Origin of the sequence: Oleiharenicola lentus (assembly GCF_051660365.1) — a bacterium.
Taxonomy (GTDB): domain Bacteria; phylum Verrucomicrobiota; class Verrucomicrobiia; order Opitutales; family Opitutaceae; genus Lacunisphaera; species Lacunisphaera lenta_A.
Genome location: NZ_JBOZXB010000003.1, coordinates 406,508 through 431,864, shown reverse-complemented (window position 1 = coordinate 431,864; position 25,357 = coordinate 406,508). Strand labels below are relative to the sequence as shown.

The following is a 25,357-nucleotide window of genomic DNA, read 5'->3' as shown; positions in this document are numbered from 1 at the left end:
GCGAAGAAACAACTGGGCTGGGAACCGAAGGTGAAGTTCAAGGAGCTCGTCAAAATCATGACTGAGGCCGACCTCGAACTCGCCAAACGCGAAGCCCAGATCAAGCAGTTGCCCAAACCGTAATTTTCAACCCAACTCATACCTATTCTATGAAAGCTGTTATTCTCGCCGGCGGTCTCGGCACTCGTATCAGTGAAGAGACCCATCTTAAGCCCAAGCCCATGATTGAAATCGGCGGCAAGCCGATCCTCTGGCACGTGCTGAAAATCTACTCGGCGCACGGGATTAACGACTTCGTGATCTGCGCGGGCTACAAAGGCTACGTCATCAAGGAATACTTCGCGAATTACTTTCTGCACATGTCGGACGTGACGTTTGACATGAAAGAAAACCGGATGGAAGTGCATCACCGCCGCTCTGAGCCTTGGCGTGTGACGATCGTCGATACGGGCGAAGCGACGATGACCGGCGGACGTTTGAAGCGGGTCAAAGACTACATTGGCGACGAAACTTTTTGTTTCACTTATGGCGATGGGGTCGGCGACGTGAATATCACTGAATCGGTGGCATTTCATAAACAGCAAGGCCGCCGGGCAACGCTCACCGGAGTGCAGCCTCCGGGCCGTTACGGTTTGTTGGGTATCGAAGACACGCGCGTCAGCAGCTTTCAGGAAAAACTGGAAGGTGATGGCGGCTGGATTAACGGCGGATTCTTCGTGTTGGAGCCGTCGGTGATCGATCTCGTGGACGATGACTCGACGATCTGGGAGCGTAAGCCACTCGAAACCCTTTCAAAGCAGTCGGATCTCAGCGTCTACAAGCACACCGGCTACTGGCAGCCGATGGACACGTTAAGAGAAAAACAACAGCTTGAAGAATACTGGGCGTCAGGCAAAGCGCCTTGGAAAATCTGGAAATAATTATTCCAAATGGCATTCGCTAATAGTTATCGCGGTAAACGAGTTTTGGTCACCGGTCACACCGGTTTCAAAGGCTCGTGGTTATGTGAATGGTTACTGTCGCTCGGCGCGAAGGTTAGTGGCTATTCTTTAATCCCACCGACGCAGCCGGCGTTGTTCGACCAACTCGGGCTGGCTCAGCGGTTGGATCATCACATCGGTGATGTGCGCGATCTCGCGGCGGTTCAGGCCGTATTCGCTAAGGTTCAACCCGAGTTCGTGTTTCATTTGGCGGCCCAGCCCCTGGTTCGGCTTTCGTATTCAATCCCGGTCGAAACTTACGCCACGAACGTCATGGGCACGGTCAACGTGCTCGAAGCGGTGCGGCTCTCGGGAAAGCCCTGCGTGGTCGTCGCGATCACCACGGACAAATGCTACGAGAATAAAGAGTGGGTGCATAGCTACCGTGAAGAAGATCCGATGGGCGGCTACGATCCCTACAGCTCTTCCAAGGGCGCAGCGGAACTCGTCATCAGTGCCTATCGCCAGTCCTATTTTTCCGCACCAGATTCCGTGGTGAAACTCGCTTCGGTGCGCGCGGGTAACGTGATCGGCGGTGGCGACTGGGCACTGGACCGGATTGTGCCGGATTGCATTCGTGCGTTGCAGCGCGGCGAAAGTATTCCCGTGCGTAACAAAATCGCCACGCGCCCGTGGCAGCATGTGTTGGAACCACTCAGCGGTTACTTGTGGCTCGGCGCGTGTCTGGCCAATGCTCAACTCTCACCGTTCAACGCTCAACTGACCTCCGCTTTCAACTTCGGGCCAGCACTGACTTCGAATCGCACGGTCGCAGAGTTGGTGCAGGAAATCCTCAAACACTGGTCGGGCAAGTGGGAAGACAAAAGCGATCCGCACGCCGTCCACGAGGCGAAGTTGCTCAATCTCGCCACCGACAAAGCGTATCATTTTCTGCAATGGAAGCCGGTCTGGCCCTTTGCCGAAACGATCGCGCAAACAGTGGGCTGGTATAGTCTCCAGCACTCGAAATCCGCCGCCTCGGTTGCAGATGATACCCTGGCTCAAATTAACCGTTACACCCACGACGCCCGCCAACTGGCGATCAGTTGGGCCCTCTAATTTTTACATCGCCTCACAATGAGCAAAACGCCTGCCGACCTAAAAGCTGAGATCCTTCGCCTTACCCGCGAGTATTCGGCTCTCATGCACAAAGCCAATCGCCCTGGAATCGAAAACGCCGCGGCGTTCGTTCCCGGCAAAACCACGGTGCCGTATGCCGGCCGCGTGTTCACCGAAGATGAGGTGGAAGCAGCGGTGGGATCGACCTTGGATTTCTGGCTGACACTCGGGCCGGAAGGCGAAGCATTCGAACGCGAACTCGCGGCGCTGCTGGGCGTGAAGCACTCGCTCTTGGTCAACTCAGGCTCGTCGGCCAACCTCGTGGCCTTTGCGACGTTCACGACCCACAAGTTGCCGCCGCACAAACGCATTCAGCCGGGTGACGAAGTCATCACGGTTGCCGCGGGTTTCCCGACGACAGTTTCACCGATCATCCAACTCGGCGCGGTGCCGGTATTTTTGGACAATGACCCGGCGACGGGAAATATTCGTGCCGAGCAACTCGAGTCGGCTTACGTGGCCGGCAAGACCAAGGCCGTGATGATCGCCCACGCGCTCGGCAATCCGTTCGACCTCGGTGCCCTGTTGGAGTTTTGTAAGAAATACGATCTTTGGTTGGTGGAAGATAACTGCGACGCGCTCGGCTGCACTTACTCGATGCCTATCGAACGCGCGAAGGCTCTGGGCTTCATGCAAAACTCCCCGGGCATTCCGTCGAACGGCACGCACATCACGCGTTTCACCGGCACCTGGGGAGATATCTCCACGCAGTCGTTTTATCCTCCGCATCATTTGACGATGGGCGAAGGCGGCGCGGTTAACATCATCCATCGCCCGCCGCTGAAAACTTACGCCGAAAGCTTCCGTGACTGGGGCCGCGACTGCTGGTGCGCTTCCGGTAAGGACGATACTTGCGGCAAACGCTTCGGCTGGCAACTCGGCGAACTCCCGAAGGGCTATGACCACAAATATATCTACAGCCATCTGGGCTATAACCTGAAGCCGCTTGATCCGCAGGCCGCAATCGGTCGTCAACAGCTCAAAAAGCTTCCTCCGTTCATCGAAGCCCGCAAAGAAAACTGGGAAATCTTGCGCGCCGGCCTCGCCGATCTCGAACACGTCTTTGAGTTCACCTTGCCTACGCATGCGACAGCGTGGATTCCTCCGTCGAAACGTGGTGCCGCAGCTGGCTCTTCTTTCGAAAACGCGTTTGCGTGGGACTCCACCGGATGTCGCACGGACGCTTCATGGTTTGGTTTTATGCTACGGGTGAAATCAAGCGCTCCCTTCAGCCACACCGATCTCGCCCGTCATCTGGACGAAAAGAAAATTGGCAACCGCATGTTCTTCGGAGGCAACCTCCTCAAGCAACCCGTGTTTGTTCAGCTGAAGAAAGACCGTCCGCACGCGTTCCGCGTGGTTGCGGACAATCCGGGCGCGGACGAGATCATGCATCGCGCGCTCTTCCTCGGCACGTATCCCGGTCTCTCGAAGGACATGCTCAACTACGAAATCGAAACGATCCGCAACTTCGTGACGGAAAAAACGAAGGCCTGAGTCGTCGTTGTTGTTGAGTGTCTTCACCGCTATCGTGCCGGCTCCAGTAAAACCACTACCTTCCGCTGATCTCGCGCATGTGTTAACGCACACTCGCGAACTCTGGAACGAAGCGCGTGGCTGCTCTGTGTTTATCACGGGCGGCACCGGGTTTTTCGGAATGTGGCTGCTGGAAAGCTTTGCTTACATCAACGACGCGCTCGGCCTGGGTATGCGAGCAGTCGTCCTGAGCAGAGACCCGAAAGCGTTTGCGGCGAAAGCTCCTCATCTGACTTCGCGGAGTGACATCGAACTCATTCCTGGCGACGTGCGCTCGTTCAAATTTCCCGAGGGTAAGTTCGCGTTTGTGGTGCATGCCGCAACTGAGGCCAGCGTGAAGCTGAACGATGAAGCGCCGCATGAGATGTTTGATGCGATCGTCGCGGGAACCCGGCACGTTTTGGATTTCGCCGCCCAGGCTGGCGTGGAAAAATTCCTGCTCACCAGCTCAGGCGCGGTTTATGGTAAACAGCCCTCCTCACTCTCGCACGTCGGGGAGGATTATATGGGAGCGCCGGATACAGTTTTGTCAGGTTCAGCCTACGGCGAGGGAAAGCGGGTGGCAGAACACATGTGCTGTGTGCACGCCCGGCAGCATGGTTACGAAACCAAGATTGCCCGGTGCTTTGCTTTTGTTGGCCCGCATCTCCCGTTGGATACTCATTTTGCCATCGGCAATTTTATCCGCGATGCGATGCAGGGTGGCAGGATTCAAATCGGTGGTGACGGCACGCCCACGCGCAGTTACCTTTACGCCTCTGACCTCACGATCTGGCTTTGGACCCTATTATTTCGCGGATCGACGGGACGTGCTTACAACGTTGGTTCGGGTGAAGATCTTTCCATTAAGCAATTGGCGAAAACAGTGTCCGCAACCCTCGGAAAACATTCCGCCGTGAGAACCGCCCAGAAAATAGATGCTACGCGACCGCTCTCGCGGTATGTGCCGGCAGTGGGCCGCGCACTCAGTGAACTTGACCTCCGTATGCACATTACTCTCGAAGACGGGATTCGGAAAACCGCCGCTTGGAATGGATGGAAACCTGCTGACGGCACTAGCTAATTTAAACGATGAGTTCTTCCAATAAACTGAAAGTCGCAATCTTAGGCACGGGTAATATCGGGACCGATTTGCTTTTAAAGGTCATCCGTTCTCCGTTCCTTGAGTGCCGCCTGTTCGCGGGACGAAATCTCGCTTCGCCGGGGATGACCAAAGCGAGCATGCTCAATGTCCCAGTCTCCGCGAATGGTGTGAACACCATTCTCGATTTGAAGAACGAGGTGTCGCTGGTGTTCGACGCCACGAGCGCGGAAGACCATTTTAAACATGCCCCGCTGTTCGAGAAGGCGGGAATTGTCGCGGTGGATCTCACGCCGGCTAAAGTCGGACAAATGTGCGTGCCGGCCGTGAATTTGGAGCGCTGCCTGGACTTGCCTAATGTGAACATGATTACGTGCGGCGGGCAGGCGTCCATCCCGCTGGCTTATGCGATTTCGCAAGCCAACAACGTCGTCGATTACATCGAGACCGTGTCCAGCATCGCGTCGCGCAGCGCGGGTCCCGCGACGCGCATCAATCTCGACGAATACCTGTCGACGACCGAGACCGGACTGCAGGTGTTTACGGAATGCGCCTTCACGAAAGCGATTCTGAATCTTAATCCTGCACAACCTTGTGTGCATATGCAGACGACGGTCATGGCGAAAATCGCCAATCCTGATTTGGAGCTGACGCGAGCAAAAGTGCGGGAGATGGCCGCCTTGATCAAAGGCTACGTGCCGGGATATCAGTTGATCCTCGAGCCCATCGTGGAAAGTGGCCGCCTCATCACCATGGTAAAAGTCGACGGACTGGGCGATTACCTGCCGAAATATGCGGGCAATTTGGATATCATTAACTGCGCAGCCATCGCTTTTGCCGAAGCCTACGCAGCCAGAAAAACCGGAAAATCAGCATAACCATGGCGGACAAACCTAAAATCATTGTGTGCGATGCTACGTTGCGCGACGGCTCGCATGCTTACAGTCACCAGATCAACCTCGATCAGGTAAACGCTTATGCGGCGGCGGCCGAAGCGGCGGGCTTTTCGTTTCTGGAAGTGGGGCACGGTAACGGTCTCGGAGCATCCTCTTTGCAAGTCGGTGAAAGTTTGGTGCCGGAAGGTGCGATGTTGAGGGCGGCCAAACAGCAGCTCGTGAACACACGCCTGAGTGTCCACGTAATTCCGGGTTTCGCGACGATCAAACGTGAGCTGGTGAACGCTATGGAAGCAGGCGTGGATTTATTCCGGATTGGTTGCCATTGCACTGAAGCTGACGTCACGCAGCGCCACATTAGTTACGCGCGCTCGGTCGGCAAAGAAGTGTGGGGCGTTTTGATGATGAGCCATATGGTGGGGCCTGAAGTGCTCCTCGAAGAATCCAAGAAAATGCAGTCCTACGGTGCGCAAGGCATCGTGCTCATGGATTCCGCTGGCGCTTATTTGCCGAAGGATGTGGATGCGAAAATTGGCCTGCTTGCTTCCAAGTTGGATGTGCCGGTGGGATTTCACGCTCATAATAATCTGGGGCTGAGCATTGCGAATTCGCTGGCCGCTTTGGAAGCGGGCGCCCGGATCGTCGATGGCACCGCAAAAGGATTCGGTGCCGGCGCCGGTAATGCCCCGTTGGAACTGTTGGCGGCTGTGCTGCAGCAAGAGGCTTATCCTACTTCGCTCAATCTCTACAAGGTGCTGGATGCGGGCGATCTCGCCGCCAAGCTTTTCGCAGGCTCGTTACCGGACTCCAACGGCATTACCATCGTGAGCGGTCTTTCAGGCGTGTTTTCCGGATTTTCAAAACCGGTGCAACGTGCCGCCAAACAGATGGGCGTGGATCCTCGCGATGTGTTTTTTGAACTCGGTAAACGCAAAGTTGTCGGTGGTCAGGAAGATTTGATTATCGAAGTCGCGACTGAACTCGCGCGACGCAAAAAAAACGTGCCTTGAGAAGCGTCTTTTCCCAACCAGTCTAATTTTTCACTACTACTTTTATGTCGCGCGCCATTGATCTCGTTCGTTCCGATGCTGAAGCCGTGCTCACGGGCCGGCACCAACTCCTTGAGGCTCTACGCGGACAACACCTTTTCGTTTCCGGCGGGACTGGCTTTCTCGGGACTTGGTTGCTGGAGCTCATCAAGGTGCTTAACGAAAAGTATTCGTTTGGCATCAGCGTAACCGCCTATAGCCGACATGCGCGCGGGTTTGCGGCCAAGTTGCCGCACTTGGGCCTGCAAAAAGAGTTTCGCTTTGAAGAAGGGGATATTCGTTACCTCACGGAAATCCCCCGTGATGTTCGCTACATTATTCACGCCGCAGCCTTGACTGATCGCCGTTTGCTCGCGTCTCAGCCCGGTGCAGTGGCTGAAGTGAATGGGGTAGGGACAATGAGAATTTTGCGCGCAGCCAATCTGTTGGAAGACGTGCAGAAAGTGGTTTTGATGAGTTCCGGCCTGGTCTACGGGTCACAGCCATGGGAGCTAGCGCAGGTGGATGAGAATTTTGTAGGCCCGCTGCGTTGTAACGATGTCAACGCGGTCTATGCTGAATCGAAACGTTTTGCCGAAGTGGTCGCTCAAAGCTCAGTCAGCGAAACAAAATTGCCGGTGGTTACGTTGCGACCATTTGCGTTTGTCGGGCCTTATCAATCGCTGCAACTGCCGTGGGCAGTTACCGATTTCATTCGGGATAGTTTCACGGGAGGACCGATTCGCATCATGGGGGACGGGGCAACGGTTCGTAGTTTGATGTATGCCAGTGACTATGCGTTCTGGGTGCTCGCGGCGCTGGCTTCCGGCCGCCCTCGCGAGACTTATAACGTCGGCAGCCCGGAGGCGGTTGATCTTGGTGCCTTGGCAAAACTCATCACCCAGTCCTTTGCCCCGGTGCCCGAAATTCGCACCCGATTGGGCCAAACAGGACATGACCGCAACCGTCTCGTCCCGGATATCGGCAAAGCCCGTCGTGAACTTGGCCTAGAAGTAACCGTGCCTTTGCACGAAGCCATCCAACGCACTATTAGCTGGAATCGCTACCAACAATTTTCATGAAAACAAAAGTCAGCGACATCATCGTTCGTTTCTATGAGGAAAAAGGCGTCAAGCACGCCTTTGGAATTATCGGTTCCGCGAACGCGCACATATTTGACTCCATTTTTCACAACTCGTCTATCGAGCTGATCTGCAACCATCATGAGCAGGCCTGCACGATGGCGGTGCAGACCTATTGGAAAATCACGGGCGTGCCTGCCATCGCAGTCGTGACCGCGGGTGCCGGCTCCAGCAATGCAATCACCGGAGTGTTATCTGCGTGGGCGGACTCTATTCCCACGATCGTAATTTCGGGTCAGGAAAATGCGCGTTACATTCCACCAGATCACGACAGGCGTCTCTACGGGATTCAGGGTTACGATAGTCCTTTCGCGGTCAGTAAGATGACCAAATATACCGCGCGAGTGATGGATCCTGAGCAGGTTTTGTATGAGTTGGAAAAATCTTGGCACTATGCGACAACTGGCCGTCCGGGGCCGTGCTGGCTGGATTTCCCGATGAGCGTGCAATCAGCCATCGTGGAAACTGATACGATTCCACATTACACGCCGGAAGCGAATGTTCCTGCCCTAGGCGGCACGAAGCTTCAAGGCAGCGAATTAGCCAAGGCGGTTTCAATCGCACTGGCACAAATTCAAGCGGGCAAACGTCCGCTGCTTTGGTTGGGTGTCGGGATTCGCATGGCCGGCGCTGTCCCTGAAATGGTTCGTCTAGTCGAGGCGTTAGGGGTGCCGGTGCTGGTCACTTGGTCTGGTATCGACCTGCTGCCTTCTGCGCATCCGTTGGTGATGGGCAGCGCGGGTGTCTACGGACAGCGGGCGGCAAATTTCATTCTCCAGAGCTGCGATTCTTTGATCACAATCGGAACCCGCTTGGCGATTCCGCAGGTGGGCTACGACGTCACCGAATTGGCGCGAGCGGCTAAAGATATTACCGTGGTCGATATCGATCCACTCGAGCTCAAGAAATATCCCAATCGTTTTACGCACCCCGTATGTGCTGATGCTGGCGATTTCATTCGCGAAATGTTGATACAGGCGGCCGCTTCGCCACTTGCGGATCAAACCGAGTGGGTGAGTTGGTGCGCGGGTGTTAAACAACGTTTTCCATGGATTGGCCCCGAACACGCTGACAAGGGCGGCTTCATCAATTCGTATCGCTTTATCGATAAGTTGAGTTCCGCGATGAAGCCCGATCAAGTCGTGGTGACAGACATGGGCACCGCCTTGCTGTGTGGTCACCAAGCGCTGCCAATTCGACCACCGCAACGCCTCATTACCTCTCAGGGGCTCGGCGAAATGGGTTTCGGCCTTCCTGGAGCAATTGGTGCCTCGATTGCTCGCGATCGTGGCGAAGTGCTCTGTCTTAATTGCGATGGCGGCCTGATGATGAATTTGCAGGAACTGCAGACGGTGGTGCATTACAACCTGCCGATTAAGATCATCATTTTTAACAACGACGGTTACTTGATGATCAAGCACACCCAGAAAGCCGTCCTCAAAGGGCGTTACGCAGGCACCGATAAAAAGACTGGAGTGTCCTGTCCCGACTACGGCCGGCTTGCCGCCGCCATGGATATTCCCGCGTTCCAAATCCGGACGTGGGAAGACTTCGATCGTGAGATGCCTAAAGTGCAGGCCGCAACCGGACCGGTAATTTGCGAAGTGTTCATGCATCCGGAACAATTCTTCCATCCAAAGTTAGGCGTGGCCGTGCAATCTGATGGGGCGCTGATTTCACCGCCACTTGAAGATATGTCTCCATTTCTGCCTCGTGATACACTCGCCGCAAATCTTCATATACCTCTCCATGCAAAGTCAGTTAAGATAGATATATAATTTTCTAGTTCACCACATTTATTAAAAATGACTTAATGCAGCCCTTTTACTCAATTGAAAGTAGCTTTCCTCCGACTGACGAATAAGATTTTCAGAAATGAAAATCAGAAATGGGTGTTTATAGCCCAGGTGATTCGCATACTGTGCGGGTTTATAATTCTTTCGACACTTACCAAGAATTTGCCCAGTGATTTGATGGCCACTTGGTATATGTTTACATCGGTGTTTGGTGTAGCCTCGTTATTGGAGATGGGCTTTGGACAAGTGATCGGGAGACATATCGCTTATCTGAAGTCCGATTCCGAGCTCGGGAAGCGGCCTGCGGGGGTTGTGCGTAACTTCGCGCGTCGATGCGAAAAAATTTATTACGGCATAGGCTTTTGTGTATATTTTTTGGGCGGCGGCGGCGGCCTCTGGTGGTTCTCTAGGCATTTAATTCAGCCGGACTCCGTCGAGCAATTTTACGGCGTTTGGTTCCTGTATCTCGGTGCAGGGGTGATTACGATGTTCTCTGCTTTTTACGGCGCTCTACTGAATGGCATAGGTCAAATGTGGTGGTCTCAGAAAGCGATAATTGGAGCGACTTTATTAAGTGTCAGTATTACATTGTTTTTGTATATTGCGCCTCCAAGTTTGGTCTGGCCTGCGGCCGCGCTTTTTGTTTCTCAATTACTAACCGCGTTTATGCTGCGTCGGCGTTTTTTTAGTCACAATGGCGCGGGAGGAATTTCTGATGCCCACGGCCCTTCAATCGCGGGATTGATAATTCCGATTAGGCCTATTTTGGGGGATGTGGCGAAAACGGTTGTCGGAATGATTTCATTCCAGTTGCTGACCAGCGTGTTCATCCTGATTCTTGCAGCTCAAAATTACAAAGACTTGGTTGCGTCGTATGGTCTAACGATGCAACTGGTTACAATTGTAATGACTATTTCATCCACTTGGTCTCAAGGGAATTTCTTTGAGATGGCGGCAACCCGCCAGACTGGAGATGTAGTTAAGTTAAGTAAGATATTTTATAGCGGTTTCGCCAGAGCATTAATATGCGCCTTATGCGGACTTATGGCGGTTTACTTTATAGCTCCTGTATTCCTTTTGGTGATTCAATCAAAGACGTCCCTTCTTCCTGCATTGCTGTTGGCAACCGTGCTCGCAATGGCCTTCGTCGAATTTTCGTTTAGTCTATTTGCTCAGCTCTTGGTTGCCCGTGGTGAAATGCGGATTGCGTATATATCGTTTGTGACGGCGATCAGTGTGTGTTGTGCCTCAGTAATCCTTTTGAATGTGAATGTGCCTGTGATAACCGTGATTTTATGCAGGATATTTATTGTAATTATATTGTATGGGATACCTACCATTTTATTGAGTAGTCGGCATTTAAAAAAATGAAGACCGAAAAAATTCTTACCATTGCAATTCCTACTTTTAATCGGGTGCGGGAACTTGCGGCGCTATCTAAGGAATTTATCACTCCGGTTTTAGATTTGCATGAAGACTATCTCGAGGTAATCGTTTGCGATAATTCGAGCGCGGAAAACTCTGTCAAAAATAAATCTTTTTTAGATAACCGGGTTCGGTATTATCCAAATACTGAAAATGTGGGATTTTCTGGGAATATTATTCACTGTATAAACCGTGCTGAGGGAAAATATTTATGGATAGTTTCGGATGATGACCCGATCCAGCTCGAGAATTTCAATGAGGCGTTTGATGTCTTGAGGGGCGGCACTTGTGTTGAATGTTTGATGCTACCTTACGATCAAGAAGATCATCTAGGTCGCATCATATCGTCAAATCGCGGTGGGGATTGGGGATTTTCTGGTGAGGTTGCTTTAAGTGATCTCTTGGCCACGGGGCGGATGCCATTCATACTGTTGTCATCGGCAATTCTTAAACTAGATAAGAAATGTGTTGAAAGCTTGGAAGGCTATTTGCGCGGTAACGATTACCTTCACTCGATCTTGTTCCTGAAAATGCTGCGTGCTGATTCTAGGGTAGCATTTTTTGATAGAGATATTGTGCGCTACACATGCGACCATGCGCATGGCCGGGTTTCTATTACGTCGATGGCGGAGTCTCTCGCGGGCTTTAGGCGCTTTTTGTCGGAGCGGTTTTCGACGCCACTAGATCCACGCGGCGACTACGGTGGCTGGTTGCTTTGGATGATTCACCATCGAGGAGGGTTATATCGTCTCAAGGACGCCGACGCAGAACGTTGGGTTTTGTTGAGCCAATTGCCAAAAAATCTAACTTTGAAAAACTTGATATTGGCTTTAGCAATTTTGCTGCCGCCGTTTTTATTGAGACCATTTTATCTAGTGTATCGCGCGAAACTCGACGCTAGGAATGCAGAAGCCCCCTTGTCTTTTCGGGAGGCATTTAAGCTAAATTACAAGTTTACTTCCAAGATACTAAAAACGAAATAGCCCAATTTTATCGCGAATTGCCACTTATGAATCAGGCATTTAAATTTAGTTTCAGCGGACCGCTTCTTAGTATCTGTGTGCCCACATACAATCGTTCGCGGCAACTCAGCGCATTGTATAAAGATTTCCTTTCCAGGGCTATCTCGCGGTATGGATCCCAGGTTCAGGTTTTGGTGTCAGATAATTCCGACGCTCTGGTAGCAGATGAAAATCAAGAGCTGTTGGCCGTCAACGATATCCTATACTTGCGCAATAAAACGAATTTAGGTTATGCAGGAAACCTTATTCAATGTGCGAAGAATGCAAAAGGAACGTTTCTTTGGATTATTTCAGATGATGATCCAATTAGGTGGGGTGCATTCGAAAAGGTAATGCAGGCGATCACCGCGGCGGAAAATAAAAATGTGGACTGTTTTTTTCTATCTTACATAAACGAGAATATTTTTCGAGATACCGTTCTAGCCAACAGCGCGCGTGATTGGTCCGTTCCGGAGCGAACTCGCATGGGCGATGTTTTGAGAAATGGGGCTGTGCCGTTTGTCCTGCTATCCAATGGGATCGTTCGCCGGAAAGAGGCTGTATTATCCGAAATAAATAGATTTGAAGGAAATGACTTTATTCATATTATTCTTTATCTTAAGATGCTGCGAAAAGAGTCTGAAGTATTGTTCCTGCCTGAACCTATTCTGAATTATCAGAGAAATTACAATTTTCCGTGTTCAGTCGTGCATATGGCCGATTCCATGAGCGCGGTAAGGCTCTTTTTGAGCGAACAATTTCAACTAAAAGAGCCGCAACAACAGGATTTTGAGGGATGGCTTTTGTGGATGGTTCACCAGCGTGGAGGATTGTATACATTTAGAAGTGGCGAAGCGGATCAAACTATTATGATGAGGAGAGCGGCCAAAAAATTTACATGTAAAAGCTTTTTTTTATACATGACGCTGCTTATGCCGCGCGTTTTAACTAGAACGGTTTATCCTTACTATGCAGCGTTTAAAGAAAGTGCCCCGGATAAGCGTAATTCCATTCGTAAATACCTTCTTCGAGTAGACGAAATGAAGCGTTTCATAAAATCGAGGCAACCTGCGCACATTAATGGATAGATTAATTAAAGCTCTATGGAGACGTGGAAGCAATTTTTACAAGTTTTTTCTACTGTTTTCGAAGTGTATTAAAATTGGAGATAATCCGGTTTTTGTGGGAGCGCCTTGGATTAAAAACAACGGAACGCTCACGATCGGACATAATGCAGTGATTGTATCGATTGGCAGTGGGAATCCATTATGGTGTTTTCGTCCGTGTACCTTTCATGTTGAAGCAGGGGGAAGGATTGAAGTGGGAAATGATTTTTCCGCTTCAGGTTGTTGCCTGCAGGCGAAAACCTCGATCGCCATCGGAAATAATGTAAGTCTAGGAGCTAATGTCACAATTCTTGATAACGATATGCATAGCTTAGAAAATCCCTGCGCAAGAGGGGGAATCAAGGAGAGTTTGTCTTCAGCTGTCGTTGTTGAGGATGATGTATGGCTTGGCGCCGGAGTAACGGTTTTAAAAGGAGTCCGTATTGGCGCTGGTTCGGTTATTGGAGCTGGCGTTGTTCTGAGAAAAAGTGTTCCTCCTGGCGCGATTGTAACGAGTGCACCTAACGTCGTTAAAGCCAAGCACTCACTGCAGCAGAAGCGTGAACTATGAGGCATTACCAAAGAACTATTCGAACCGATCCCCCGAAGCACGTTTTTCTGCTTTGTTCGCTGCTGTTGATTGCTCCACTAGTGCAGCACCTACCCGCCCAAATTGAACTTCTTAAATCTGGAAAGGCTGTATACTGGGGAGACGCAGATGAGCTTGTTGCTCAAGCCGGCCCGTTACGTTACGTTAAAGACGCCATCGCGGTATTTTTCTTGTTCTATTGGGCTTCGGTAGCACTGCAAAGCAAGCGGGTATTTGTTGGGAGATTCTTCACTGCTGCTTCTAGCATTGCTTTTGGACTTTGCTGCATAGGCGTTATCGGCCATTTCTTAGATGTAAATATTGGTCTTTTTATAGCCGGCATGAGATGGATTGTGCATTTAACTGCTGCCATGGGTCTTATTGCCATATTCTACGAATACAATTTATGGGGAAATGAAAAGATAATCAAAAAATTTGAACGGATATTTTTTATCATATTAGCTTCGAATGCCTTTTATGTTTTTTTGCAGACTCGTTCTTACGATGTGGGTCGATATACCGGTCTTTTTTCTAACTCAGGTGTGATGGCGACCTATGTTTATGGTATATCTCTTTGCGTCTCATTCTTGTTTAGGAAGTCGCTCCTGATGATCAATTTTAGCTATCTTCTTATTTTTTACTCCATAGTGAAATCTGGCAGCCGCGCGTTCATAATACTATCGATTTTTACATGGATGTTTGTTATGGCACGAAGGCTCACGAGCAAGGCGCGTCTATTAATGATTGTTCTGATTCCGTTCCTCCTAGCTGGTGTATGGTGGAGTGTTTCTTACGCAGAGAAAAGTGCTGATCGGGGTGCGATTATAGCTACCCAAGTTGAAAGTGGCGGTCGACTGTCCAACGTGTTAGATTTCTTTAAATCGTTTTCTGATATTCCGGCTATTGATGTAATTTTCGGAAAAGGCTTGGGCTATGGCACGAATAACGCGTTTAGTGTAAACATTGGCAGCCAGTCATTTCATCCTTGGTTTACCTTGATTGATAATGGATATGTAACCTGGATCATGCAATTCGGCATGGTTGGTTTTCTAGGTCTAATTTTCCTGCAAATTCGCTACTCTTTTGCTCTCTTTCGGTATGGTCAGAGAAATCCGGAACTAGTTTCGATCGTGGTTCCCTGCTTGTTAGCGCTTCCATTTCTGATGTTTGTTCAGAATCCATTTGAGCAGTTTGGGTTTGTGGTGTCGTATGCAATGGCCTGCTCTTGGATTGTTTGTAGCGGAGAGCGCCTAAAACCTGTAGAAAATACTTTGAAGAGAAAAAATCATCTCAAGTGATGCAATAAATGGAACTACGTCATTATCCTCCACCTTCTAAGGTATTGGTTGTCGCTTCTTATTGTCCGGCTGGTCGTATCGGATTAGTTTCCTTGGGAGCGGCAAGTAAGATCGAGGGGGTTCTAACGGGGCTATTGCAGAATGGGTATGAGGTAATTTTGCTTAACTCCGGCCATCAAGCCGAGTCTTTTTCTGCATCATCCCAAGTGTTGTTGAACTTACCCGCTGGAACCCTTCTCGAATATCAGCTTTTCACGATAAATTGGCGCCCCCTAGGAAAACTACTTCATGCGCTATCTGCGCCTTTCTATGCGCTTAGATTTTATTTTAAATATCGTGTGAGTTTGGTGTGGATTTACAATCCCTACGTATTTGAGGTTCTATTTCTTTTCTTTTTGAAACTGTTAAATTCGCCTGTTAAATCAATTTTGGAGTTGGAAGATATGCCGCAAGCGAGACGGCGTGGAGGGATGGGTTTTTTCAAGACCGTCATAGATAATTTTGCCTTGTCCGTCGCTACAAGGCTAGTCGACGGCTTAACAGTCGTGCAGAAATCGATGGTCGAAGAGGTTAATTGGAAGAAAAGTTTGCCGTTTTGGCACCTGCCAGTGCTCATCTTTACTCCAGATAGGCAGAAGTCGATTTCGCAGGATATACATGTTGGCTATTTTGGGGGACTGAATGAAGAAAAGGGTGCAGATCTTCTGGCTCGGGTGGTCGAAGAGACTGCGAGCGAAGTTTTTTGGCATATCACGGGTGTGGGGCCGTTATCGCCTCTATTTGACCGCTTAAGTAAAGCTCATCCAACGCGGGTATTTTTTTACGGTGCGCTCGACGGAAATTTGTTCAAGACTGTCTATGGACGAACTCATGTTGTTATTAATCTACATCGTCCCCTTGCGGAGTTCGGAGGCGGCGTTTTTCCCTTCAAATTTATGGAGGCGGTAGGTAATGAGAAATTACTGATTTCGACTGCGATGGATGGCTGCCCTTCGGAAATAAAAGGAGCTATAACCTGGCTCGATGGTAATGTTTTTGAGTCTGCTTGTCGCGAGGTGAGATTGGCTTCATTCCATCTTGAGCATTCTATTCAAGAAAGAAAAAAAGCGGCTTCATGGGTAGCGTCTCTCTATGGATCAAAAGTGGTGATGAAAGATATCGTCGAGACGTTTTTGATTGCAGGTCGCTGATTTTATAATGGCCAATATTTTATCAAAATCGAGCGTTAGGGATTATTATACTAATCCCACATTTTCTTTATTAAATCGTTTTCGTAGGCTTGCTTGGAATATCGCAAGTCTGCTTATTTTCAGAACCTCTCCTAAGATTTTTTTTGGCTGGAGGGCTTTCGTTTTACGCGTATTTGGGGCAAAAATTGGATATGGAACATATATATATCCTTCAGCGAAAATATGGGCTCCGTGGCTGTTACGCGTCGACGATGTAGCGACCATAGGTCCGAAAGTAGAGATTTACAATCCAGGTGGTGTTACGCTTGAGCATCATGCGATAGCCTCGCAAGAGGCGTATTTATGCGGAGGTAGCCATGATTTTAACGACCCTGCGTTTCCGATGACATGGAAGCCGATCGTGCTTGAGCCTTATTCATGGGTATGTGCCAGAGCTGTGGTGATGCCGGGTGTAACCGTTGGGCGGGGGGCCGTGCTCGGAGCGGCTGCGGTCATTGGGAAGAATCTGGAGCCGATGGGTATTTATGTAGGTAATCCGGCTGAACGGATCGCCACCCGCACTGTCGTATTCCCTCATTGCGCTGTAGAGAAAGACTCGAAATGACAATTAACGCCGAAATGGCTTTGCGCACGCGTTACGCCCTTTGTGTAATCGGCGCCGGTCCCGCCGGGATAATCACGGCAATAGAATTTTCCCGCCGATGCCCTGGGAAGAAAATTTTGCTGGTAGATTACGGAACCTCGGGTGAGAGAGAGAAGAACAGTTTGGATGAGACGATTGAGGTTCGGAATTCAGCTAACCATCACGATCCTTACGAATGCACTAATAAGGGTTTAGGCGGTAGTTCGGCAACTTGGGGTGGACGTTGTGTGATGTATGACCGCGGGGATTTTATCCCACGTTCGGTGATCGGCGACACATGCACGTGGGATGCCTCATTTTTTGATGAGTGCGCGCAGTTTATTCCGACGGCCCAGGAATATTTTGAAAGCGGACGAGGCGCTTTTGATTTAAGCGTCGAAGGACTGAGCGTAAAGCCACTTGCGGAAGGCTTCCAATCTTCCCGCGTGACAGATACTGTGCTGGAACGCTGGAGTATGCCGACCCGATTTGGTCATCGGTATCAAGAGTTCCTTGAACGCTCGACAGTCATTCATCTTTTGCTCGGGTTTGAAGCGCGTGAGCTGCCAGTCCCAACTGCCGCCGGGGTTTTGAACGGAGTTGCATTCCGTAACGTAGAAGACGATTCAAGCCTGTCTGTGCATGCTGACTTTATCGTGCTAGCCGCGGGAGCGCAGGAGACAACTCGCTTACTCCTCCGCAATAAACGAATTTTTAGTAAGCTATCTAGTCCGCCTGCAAGCCTTGGTAAATTTTATCAAGGTCACATCTCAGGGAAAATTGCGTCGATTCGTTTTTCTGGACGCCCCGAAGCGACTGAATTCGGCTTTCGCCGAGAACAGGACGGGACGTATCAACGTCGACGGTTTCAGTTTACCGAGAAGACTTTGGTGGCCGAGAATCTTATCAACACCGCCTTTTGGTTGGATAATCCCCCTTACGTTGATCCTTCGCATCGAAGTGGAGCAATGTCGTTCATGTATCTAGCCATGATAACTCCGTGGCTGGGGCGCAAATTGGCCCCGCCAACTATCGCTCACTCCATAACGAAAGGTAAGGTCAATCAAGTGAGTGCGCATCTCTGGAATGTGCTGAAGGATTTGCCCGGATCTCTTTGGACACCTGCGTCGATTTTTATCCGACGCTACCTTCGCAAGCGAAAGCTACCTGGGGTTTTTCTATACAGCGCCGAGAATCGCTATGCCCTCCATTTCCATGCCGAGCAAATTCCGGTCGAGGCAAATCGTATGACAATTGCGGCAGATAGTGAAACCTTGGTTATCGACTACAGCGTGACAGCGGCTGATGCTCAAGCTGTGGTTCGGGCCCACGAGGTGTTGGATGCGGAGTTACGTCAATCTGGCTGCGGCGAGTTGGAGTATTGGTTTCGTCCTGAAGAGCGGGTTGCTGCTATCCAAGCGATGTCTAAAGACGGTGTTCACCAATCAGGCACGACGCGCATCGCCGATGCGCCCGAGCGAGGTGTGGTGAATCGTGATTTACGCGTGTGGGGCACTGAGAATCTTTACATCTGCAGCAGTTCCGTCTTCCCAACGTCAGGCCAAGCCAACCCTACTTTCTTTATGGGCGTTTGCGCGGTCCGGCTCGCTCGTTACCTATCGACCCATGCGCACAGTTGAACTGATTCCCGGAGTTAAGTCGTCTGTTTTAGGTTTCGGCTGCGCTCCCATCCTTGGGGCCGTTGATGCGGCTACTGCGAAAAAAGCGTTGTCGGTTGCTTTGGATGAAGGTGTAACGCACTTTGACCTTGCCCGCTCTTATGGGTATGGAGATGCCGAAAAGTTTGTCGGATCATTTATGCGCGGACGCAGAGAGCAAATTGTGCTCGCGACGAAATTTGGAATTGTGGCCACCTCGCAAGCGCGACTATTGCGACCGCTCAAGCCACTGGTGCGATTAATGAAGAAACTGCGAGGTAAGCAGAATGATACTAATAGGGCATATAAGCAATCGCCGGGAACAGTCGCTTCGACCATTGGAGATCGCTTTCACGCCCGTGTGCCTATTGAGCCCAAACGATTGCAAGTGAGTGTGGAAACAAGTCTGCGTGCACTACAGACAGACTATCTCGACTACATCTTCGTTCATGAACCGCAGTCACGAGTTGCCGACATGGACGCGATGCTCACAATGGTGGAGCGGTTAAAATCTGATGGTAAAATTCGAGGGTGGGGACTGGCTTTTATGCGGGAGCACTGGGCGACGCATGCACCCACGCTCTCATCCTTCGATGTGCTTCAATTTAATCTTTCTTGGAGGGCTGCTGACTACGAAACTGTGAAGCACGAGCGCGCTGTGTTGTCTAACCTTTTTTTTTCACCTTTTCGCGGCGCCGCTTCCCAAGCGAGTCGGTTGGAGGTCTTGAGCCGGCTTGGCGGCGATTTTCCAAAAAGTGTGATCCTTTGCTCGATGTTCAGTCCTGAACACATTCGCGCTAATGCGCGCCTCTTCTAGGTCATGTCTATTTCGGTTCTCATTCTCACTAAAAACGAACAGCAGGATCTACCTGACTGCTTAAAGTCTGTCGCGTGGTGTGATGATGTGCACTTATTCGACTCTTTCAGCACTGATCGGACAGTTGAAATCGCCAAAGCGGCAGGGTGTGTGATCACACAGCGCAAATTTGACAATTGGTCCGCTCACCAGAATTGGGGCCTCGCGAACATCCCGTTCAAGTATGCGTGGGTGCTTTACATCGACGCCGATGAGCGTGTGTCGGCTGAACTTAAGGAGGCGGCTCTGGCTGCAGGTCAGGACGGTGCCCCGGAGAGTGCTTTTCGATTACGTCGACGGGATTTTTTCAGTGACGGGACTTGGCTGAAACACGCGCAGATTTCGCCGTTTTATCTTCGTTTGTTTCGGCCGTCCAAGATGCGATATGAGCGCCTCGTTAATCCTGTTTCCATTGTGGATGGACTCATTGGTGAAGTTGGCGGTTATCTGGATCATTTTCCTTTCAGCAAGGGCGTAGGCTTCTGGCTGGAGCGCCACCTTAAATACGCCGACTTGGAAGCAATGACAATTTTGGAGAATCGGCGAAATCAAACCCCCTTTTCTTTGTGGTTGGCATTTAATGCCAATGATTTCACTCAAAGGCGCTTTCATCAGAAAGAATTTTTTTATCGAATGCCGTTTCGACCGCTGGTTAAATTTTGCTACATGTTTTTTCTGCGTCTGGGATTTCTTGATGGTCGCGCAGGCGTCACTTATTGTTATCTGCAAAGTATTTATGAATACTTTATAGTCCTGAAACAGCGGGAGGTCGATTATGGGCGTAAATAAATTTATTCGTTTTGGTTGGTTGGGTGTGGCGGCTTTTTGCTTGGTTACCGCATTGTCTGTCATTGTCTTTTTCGGGCCGGGCGAAGCTCCGCCAGACGCGCATGAGCCGCTGGCTAAGCGTCTGCCAAAGGATATTAATGGCTGGGTGGGTGAAGATCTGCCTCTCGGCACCATGGAGGCGTTAGAGGCTTCCCAGCGTATCCTGAATTACGATGATTACGTCTACCGCGTCTATCGGAAAGCCAGTCAGGAGGTGTTCCTTTACGCGATGTTTTGGAAGCAGGGGAGTATTTCGATCCGCGAGATCGCCGGGCACACGCCAGATGGCTGTTGGATCGCCAACGGAGCGCGTTTTAACTCAGGACGGGAAACCAGGCGTCTGCAGGTCGGAGTTCAATTGACTGTTCCAGCGGAGGCGCGCGAGTTTGTATTCCCAAATAATCAGCCGGTTTCTGCGGTTTGGTGGCATTTTTGGGGCAATGAACTTGTTGACCGGAGTTTTGACCGGAAATCCTTGCTTCCAACGTTGCGCGAAATGTGGGTTTGGCTGGTGAGACGAAAAGGCCAACGGCAGGATCAACTTCTGGTGCGTATACACGCGCCAAGTTTTGGGGAAGAATTCCTGAAGCAAGAACCTGTTCAGATTTTTTTGGGCCAGTTTCCTGCGGTTTTTTCAGCGGAGAGTATCTAATATGAAAAGTAACTATCGAATCGTTAGACTTGTATGCGCATTGCTTGGACAGTTGGTTCTGATCGGTTTTTTTGACTTCTATACAGGCTATGAAATCAAACTGGGTGCTCTTTATGCCCTGCCCGTGGCCTTCGCCGCATGGTATCTGCGAAGTCCTGCGGGCTGGTTAACCTCTTTGGTTTGCGCGTTGATTACGCTTTGGGCGGAGGTCGCTGCGGGCAAAGAGTATTCTTCGACGTGGATTGCCGTTATTAACACTGCGTCGCGATTAGCTATTTTTGTCTTTATTCAACTTAGTGTTAGTCATTTTCGACGGACAGTTAATCTGGCGAAAAAACGCCTGCGTGCTTTCGAAGGCCTTCTTCCCGTCTGCTGTGCCTGCCATCGCGTGGATGGTGGCGACGGTTTTTGGACGGACTTTCCCGCCTTTCTTCGGGCAAATACTCAAGCCCAAGTCGAATTTAAGACCTGTCCCTCGTGCTCCAGTGTGCTCGCCAGCAACTCCAAAACTTCCCTTTGAAACTACGTATACTTCATTCCATTCGCTCGGTTAACCCCGCTGGTGGCGGGCCGATCGAAGGTCTAAAGCAACTTTCGGCGGTTAATCGAGCGCATGGCCATATGGTCGAAGTAGTTTCGTTGGATGATCCAAACGACCCTTGGGTGAAAGCGTGTCCACTTGTTTGTCACGCAGTCGGCCCCAGTCTCATGCTTTACGGCTATTCGACGCGATTAAAGCCGTGGCTGCAAGAGCACCGTAAAAATTATGACGTCGTAGTGATCAATGGCATTTGGCAATATAATGCGCTGGGGGTATGGCGAGCGCTGCGAGGCACGGACACGCCTTATTTTGTCTACACGCATGGGATGCTAGATCCTTGGTTTAAGCGGACATATCCTCTGAAGCACCTTAAAAAATGGTTTTATTGGCCGTGGGCCGATTATCGCGTTTTACGCGACGCTACCTCGGTTCTATTCACTTGCGAAGAAGAGCGGCGGTTGGCGCGGGAGTCTTTTTGGCTGTATCGCTGCAAAGAGTTTGTTGTGAACTACGGCACGGCAGGCCCCGTAGGTAACGCCGAGCAGCAAAGGCATTCATTTCTGGAAAAATTCCCCCACCTGAAGGATAAGCGCACCTTGCTTTTTTTAGGGCGAGTGCATGTCAAAAAAGGTCCGGATTTGCTTTTTCGAGCCTTGGCTAAAACGATTGAACGCCTTCCCGTCGAAGTAACCGCAAAACTGCATTTGGTCATGGCTGGACCAAATGAGCACGACTACGGACAGCAGATGGCAAAATTGACAGAGAGGCTCGGTATACAAGATCGGATTACGTGGACGGGAATGATTACAGGAGATCTGAAATGGGGAGCTTTTTATAGCGCTGAGGCTTTTGTGCTCCCGTCGCATCAAGAAAATTTCGGCATCGCTGTTGCGGAAGCTTTGGCCTGCAAGGTGCCGGTGCTCATCAGTGACCAAGTTAATATCTGGCGTGAAATCTGTAACGACCGGGCGGGCTTTGTGGATACCGATACTGAGCAAGGAACTATAAACTTGATCGAACGCTGGCTGCAGACGCCCCGCGCCGAGTGGGAACTGATGCGGCAGCGAGCAAGGATTTCCTTTGAGGTTCGTTTCTCAATCGAGCAAGCTGCAAGTTCGCTGGTGCGTGCGATGGAAGCGTATGGATTGAAAGGAGCGAACGGTTCAGATGATCAGGCAGGCGGTAACCAAGTTTAGAGGAAATTTTGCCCAACTCGATTTTGGGTTTTTGTGGTTCCACAGCTGTCCCAAGTTAGAATGAAGGCTCCGTTATGCACATCCTCACCTTGCGAGGAAAGACAGCGTGCACGTGACTTTAGATCTTCATAATGCCAGTATCTTCACCGAGGAAGTTTGAGCGGGCAAAAACGGGTTTCTCTTTGCAGGGCCTAGCTTTGGTCGAATTACATCTTTTGTTAATTGTGCTCCTAGGCGGCTCACTGTTCAAGCCATTGAGCGCAGGGGAGCGGTCAGGATGGGGCATTGATGCGTGGCTGAGCTCTAACACGAACGCACCCGATCGTTCGTCTTATTTAGATCTTTTGGGTAGCTCGACAATTCGGTGGCTGCGCGAACGAAATCCGAATATCTGGATGGCCGAACAACAGAATAAGGGATTCAAGGTGGTCTCGTTTATTGAGCTCGAAGACAGTAGACCCCAACAGCGAGGTAATCATTTGCGAGAAGATTTGTTGTCGGTATTTGCCTCGGCGCAGTCGATGCAGAAAAAATATGGGTTGCATGTCGATGCGTGGGAAATGGTGGGTGAGCCGGATCTAGGTTATTGCACTGATCTGCCTGATCGCTTGGCTGCGTTTCAGAAAGCAGTGTATTTGGGGATCAAACGTGGCGCACTTGCTTACGGAGATGAGAAGTCGACGATAGGAGAAAGGGAACAGGAGCATGGAAGGCGGCCTGAGCCTTTTGTTCTAATGGGAGCTTTGGGAAACGCTCCAGGGCCGTGGTTAGAGCGAGCGGCGCGGAATAGGCTGCTGGAATATAGCGACGCTTATAATTTTCATTTCTATGGGCACGCGGAAGATTTTACCTCCGTGATTAATGTGCATGCGGCGTTCGTGAAGCGCTGGGATTCAGTGGATCGTGGGCGGTCAACGCTAGTCGGTGGGTGGGAGGGGGCGGGCCAAGAACGGTTGACTGTTGACCGTAGCAATTCACTGCCATTTTGGGTGACCGAATCGGGAATGAATGCGGTTGATCCGGATGATTTTCTCAACCCGGTGCGCCGGCAGTTGCAGGCGGAGTTTACCGTATCTACGGCCAAGCAGGCGCTGGCGCATTCGCGTGTGTCGATATTCATGCCTTTCATCCTCGTGCACAAAGGCGATCCTTATGCCATGACGTTATCGGCGACCAAACCGTTGCCGGCTTGGAACGCTTATGCAAAGTTCACTCGAGAGAATGCATGGCCGCAGCGGCCTCTCGCGCGGATCCCTGCGAATCCTAACCCGCTGGTGGTGCAGTGGCTGCCGGACAATGAGACTACGGTCACGCACAAGGTTTCGGGCACGTATCGCTTCAAAGGGGATCAACCGATTGTGGGGGCGTTCAAGTTATACAATTTCAGCGAGCAAGCGATTCACGGTCAGTTGAACGGAGGACAATTGAAATTCGCGACAATTGAGCTGCAACGAGCAAACCCCCATGAGCAATCAGCGGTGTGCTCTCACCTGTCGGCGAGCAAAGTGGAAGAGATAATTGTCCCCTCAATGGGCGTGGTTTCAGTGCCAGTAATAATTACCGCGAGGCAATCGGGTTATTTTTCGGAGTTTTACACGGCAGAATTTGTGAGCGATGATGGCCGCCGGTCACCGGTTCACTTCGGGATTGAGCGTGCGCCAATCAAGGAAGATTTTGTAAGTGTTCCACTCCGGCTGGCAGCTCTCAAGAAAAGGGAAACAAAACATCCCATTTTTCCGGGGCAGACTAAAGCGAGCGAAAGCGGCGTATGGACAGGATTTAACGGATTAAAGCTGCAGGCAGAAGCCGTCCCAGTGAAACCCTTTCAAGTTGCCGAGTTACCAGCCATTAACTCACAGCTCCAGGCTCTTAGCCCCAAACCTTCCAGTCTGACTGTATGGGCGGAATCGATCCCGAACGATCCATTGGCTCCTCCGATCGCGATTGCACGGGTTAAAAAATTGCCGAAGAAAGGGTTTATCTACCTGAAAACAAACCGTCCCATGACAGCGGCGGCTCGGGTGCGAGTCGATTTGGTGGATCGGGTCGGCCGGCGTTTTGCCATTTGGGAAAATGTCGGCATGCGCTATTCCGGACCCAACGACGAAGCTTGGCTCAATTTAGCAGATTTTAACAGCTACGCTTGGGGGAGGATCACTGACGATCCGCGTCTCCATCCGGAGCAGGTGGAGGAAATCCAACTGAGATTTTTTATTCGCAAAGCAAATGATCCGTTCTCGGTTTCGATGGAATTCCGGCATGCTAAAAATACACTTCAAGATGAACTGCAGGTTGCGTACGCACGGCAGAAAGGGTGGGGCGGAATGGGCAAATGAAACGTGTTTGAAGAGTCTTTTATAGATGAACCAGATCGCAGGCTTCAACGCCGACTTATCGACCAGAAATTCAATGTATCGGAGCGGTGGTTGGATTTTTACGCGGAGATCAGGTGCGGATTCCGATGTGGGTAGATTATTTATGCTTGGGCTGGTTGTGGCGGAGGTGCTCGGCTCCAAAAAAGTTATTGCCGCGTTATTGGAAGGTGCTCCGTTTAATGGGGTTGATGATCAAGTATCGCGAACGACCGCCAGTGAGCGCGGAAAAGTCGCGCGTCGGCCGAAGATGAGTTCCAAGCAGGGTCGCGGGTGAGATCAAAAACTCGCTATTGCGACTGAGACTGCAGTTGGGATGGTTTCACTAGTCGGCGAACCTAAATATCGGCCGGAGGTGTGATTAAATCACAAGGCTTTTTGCGCGACCATAGGTCGAGCTGCTATGGTCATAAAATTGCATCTTTAATTTGATCATTTCGCCCTT

23 protein-coding genes and 1 pseudogene are annotated in these 25,357 nt (G+C 50.6%); all 24 read left to right on the top strand.

The genetic code is table 11. The annotated features are described in order from the left end of the window. Positions 1-123, top strand: a pseudogene (locus ACRRQW_RS21170) (GDP-mannose 4,6-dehydratase); the annotation flags it as partial. A 26-nt stretch (positions 124-149) separates the two neighbouring features. Beyond that, positions 150-920, top strand: a complete 771-nt coding sequence (gene rfbF / locus ACRRQW_RS21165) for a glucose-1-phosphate cytidylyltransferase (RefSeq protein WP_438483696.1) — start codon at positions 150-152, stop codon at positions 918-920. Between the two features lie 9 nt (positions 921-929). After that, positions 930-2,039: a CDP-glucose 4,6-dehydratase gene (rfbG, locus tag ACRRQW_RS21160; protein ID WP_438483694.1), complete on the top strand. Its 1,110-nt coding sequence runs from the start codon at positions 930-932 to the stop codon at positions 2,037-2,039. Positions 2,040-2,057: 18 nt separating this feature from the next. Further along, a complete protein-coding gene (rfbH, locus tag ACRRQW_RS21155) occupies positions 2,058-3,596 on the top strand; it encodes a lipopolysaccharide biosynthesis protein RfbH (protein ID WP_438483692.1) in 1,539 nt (512 codons plus the stop codon). Positions 3,597-3,675: 79 nt separating this feature from the next. Further along, positions 3,676-4,698: an NAD-dependent epimerase/dehydratase family protein gene (locus tag ACRRQW_RS21150; RefSeq protein ID WP_438483690.1), complete on the top strand. Its 1,023-nt coding sequence runs from the start codon at positions 3,676-3,678 to the stop codon at positions 4,696-4,698. Between the two features lie 8 nt (positions 4,699-4,706). After that, positions 4,707-5,594 carry an acetaldehyde dehydrogenase (acetylating) gene (locus tag ACRRQW_RS21145; RefSeq protein ID WP_438483688.1) on the top strand — a complete coding sequence of 296 codons (888 nt, stop codon included), beginning with the start codon at positions 4,707-4,709 and terminating at the stop codon, positions 5,592-5,594. A gap of 2 nt (positions 5,595-5,596) precedes the next feature. Beyond that, entirely contained in the window at positions 5,597-6,622 is a 1,026-nt protein-coding gene (gene dmpG, locus ACRRQW_RS21140) for a 4-hydroxy-2-oxovalerate aldolase (RefSeq protein ID WP_438483686.1), read from the top strand. 44 nt (positions 6,623-6,666) lie between these two features. Next, positions 6,667-7,722, top strand: a complete 1,056-nt coding sequence (locus ACRRQW_RS21135) for an NAD-dependent epimerase/dehydratase family protein (RefSeq protein ID WP_438483684.1) — start codon at positions 6,667-6,669, stop codon at positions 7,720-7,722. Next, positions 7,719-9,560, top strand: coding sequence for a thiamine pyrophosphate-binding protein (locus ACRRQW_RS21130; protein WP_438483682.1), 1,842 nt, complete (start codon positions 7,719-7,721; stop codon positions 9,558-9,560). Before ACRRQW_RS21135 ends, ACRRQW_RS21130 begins: the two co-directional genes overlap by 4 nt. 54 nt (positions 9,561-9,614) lie before the next feature. Next, positions 9,615-10,949, top strand: coding sequence for a hypothetical protein (locus tag ACRRQW_RS21125; protein ID WP_438483680.1), 1,335 nt, complete (start codon positions 9,615-9,617; stop codon positions 10,947-10,949). Beyond that, positions 10,946-11,986 (top strand): glycosyltransferase, encoded by a 1,041-nt coding sequence (locus ACRRQW_RS21120; protein ID WP_438483678.1) that lies wholly within the window; start codon positions 10,946-10,948, stop codon positions 11,984-11,986. Before ACRRQW_RS21125 ends, ACRRQW_RS21120 begins: the two co-directional genes overlap by 4 nt. A 26-nt stretch (positions 11,987-12,012) precedes the next feature. Continuing rightward, the gene (locus ACRRQW_RS21115; RefSeq protein ID WP_438483676.1) at positions 12,013-13,092 is read left to right on the top strand and encodes a glycosyltransferase; all 1,080 of its coding nucleotides are present in this window, start codon (positions 12,013-12,015) and stop codon (positions 13,090-13,092) included. Next, on the top strand, positions 13,085-13,681 hold the full coding sequence (locus tag ACRRQW_RS21110) for an acyltransferase (RefSeq protein WP_438483674.1): 597 nt from the start codon (positions 13,085-13,087) through the stop codon (positions 13,679-13,681). Before ACRRQW_RS21115 ends, ACRRQW_RS21110 begins: the two co-directional genes overlap by 8 nt. A gap of 80 nt (positions 13,682-13,761) precedes the next feature. Next, positions 13,762-14,997: an O-antigen ligase family protein gene (locus tag ACRRQW_RS21105; protein ID WP_438483672.1), complete on the top strand. Its 1,236-nt coding sequence runs from the start codon at positions 13,762-13,764 to the stop codon at positions 14,995-14,997. A gap of 8 nt (positions 14,998-15,005) precedes the next feature. After that, on the top strand, positions 15,006-16,187 hold the full coding sequence (locus ACRRQW_RS21100) for a glycosyltransferase (protein WP_438483670.1): 1,182 nt from the start codon (positions 15,006-15,008) through the stop codon (positions 16,185-16,187). Positions 16,188-16,194: 7 nt separating this feature from the next. Further along, entirely contained in the window at positions 16,195-16,791 is a 597-nt protein-coding gene (locus ACRRQW_RS21095) for a putative colanic acid biosynthesis acetyltransferase (protein WP_438483668.1), read from the top strand. Continuing rightward, positions 16,788-18,449, top strand: a complete 1,662-nt coding sequence (locus ACRRQW_RS21090; protein ID WP_438483666.1) for a GMC oxidoreductase — start codon at positions 16,788-16,790, stop codon at positions 18,447-18,449. The genes ACRRQW_RS21095 and ACRRQW_RS21090 overlap by 4 nt, the downstream gene beginning before the upstream one ends. Continuing rightward, positions 18,436-19,284 carry an aldo/keto reductase gene (locus tag ACRRQW_RS21085; RefSeq protein ID WP_438483664.1) on the top strand — a complete coding sequence of 283 codons (849 nt, stop codon included), beginning with the start codon at positions 18,436-18,438 and terminating at the stop codon, positions 19,282-19,284. The genes ACRRQW_RS21090 and ACRRQW_RS21085 overlap by 14 nt, the downstream gene beginning before the upstream one ends. Before the next feature lie 3 nt (positions 19,285-19,287). Continuing rightward, positions 19,288-20,112, top strand: coding sequence for a glycosyltransferase family 2 protein (locus ACRRQW_RS21080; RefSeq protein WP_438483662.1), 825 nt, complete (start codon positions 19,288-19,290; stop codon positions 20,110-20,112). Then, a complete protein-coding gene (locus ACRRQW_RS21075; RefSeq protein ID WP_438483660.1) occupies positions 20,099-20,803 on the top strand; it encodes an exosortase-associated EpsI family protein in 705 nt (234 codons plus the stop codon). Before ACRRQW_RS21080 ends, ACRRQW_RS21075 begins: the two co-directional genes overlap by 14 nt. A gap of 1 nt (position 20,804) precedes the next feature. Next, positions 20,805-21,323 carry a hypothetical protein gene (locus ACRRQW_RS21070; protein ID WP_438483658.1) on the top strand — a complete coding sequence of 173 codons (519 nt, stop codon included), beginning with the start codon at positions 20,805-20,807 and terminating at the stop codon, positions 21,321-21,323. After that, on the top strand, positions 21,320-22,540 hold the full coding sequence (locus tag ACRRQW_RS21065; RefSeq protein ID WP_438483656.1) for a glycosyltransferase: 1,221 nt from the start codon (positions 21,320-21,322) through the stop codon (positions 22,538-22,540). The genes ACRRQW_RS21070 and ACRRQW_RS21065 overlap by 4 nt, the downstream gene beginning before the upstream one ends. Positions 22,541-22,671: 131 nt before the next feature. Continuing rightward, positions 22,672-24,876 (top strand): hypothetical protein, encoded by a 2,205-nt coding sequence (locus tag ACRRQW_RS21060; protein ID WP_438483654.1) that lies wholly within the window; start codon positions 22,672-22,674, stop codon positions 24,874-24,876. 25 nt (positions 24,877-24,901) lie between these two features. Further along, on the top strand, positions 24,902-25,189 hold the full coding sequence (locus tag ACRRQW_RS21055) for a hypothetical protein (RefSeq protein WP_438483652.1): 288 nt from the start codon (positions 24,902-24,904) through the stop codon (positions 25,187-25,189). Positions 25,190-25,357: the final 168 nt, after the last annotated feature.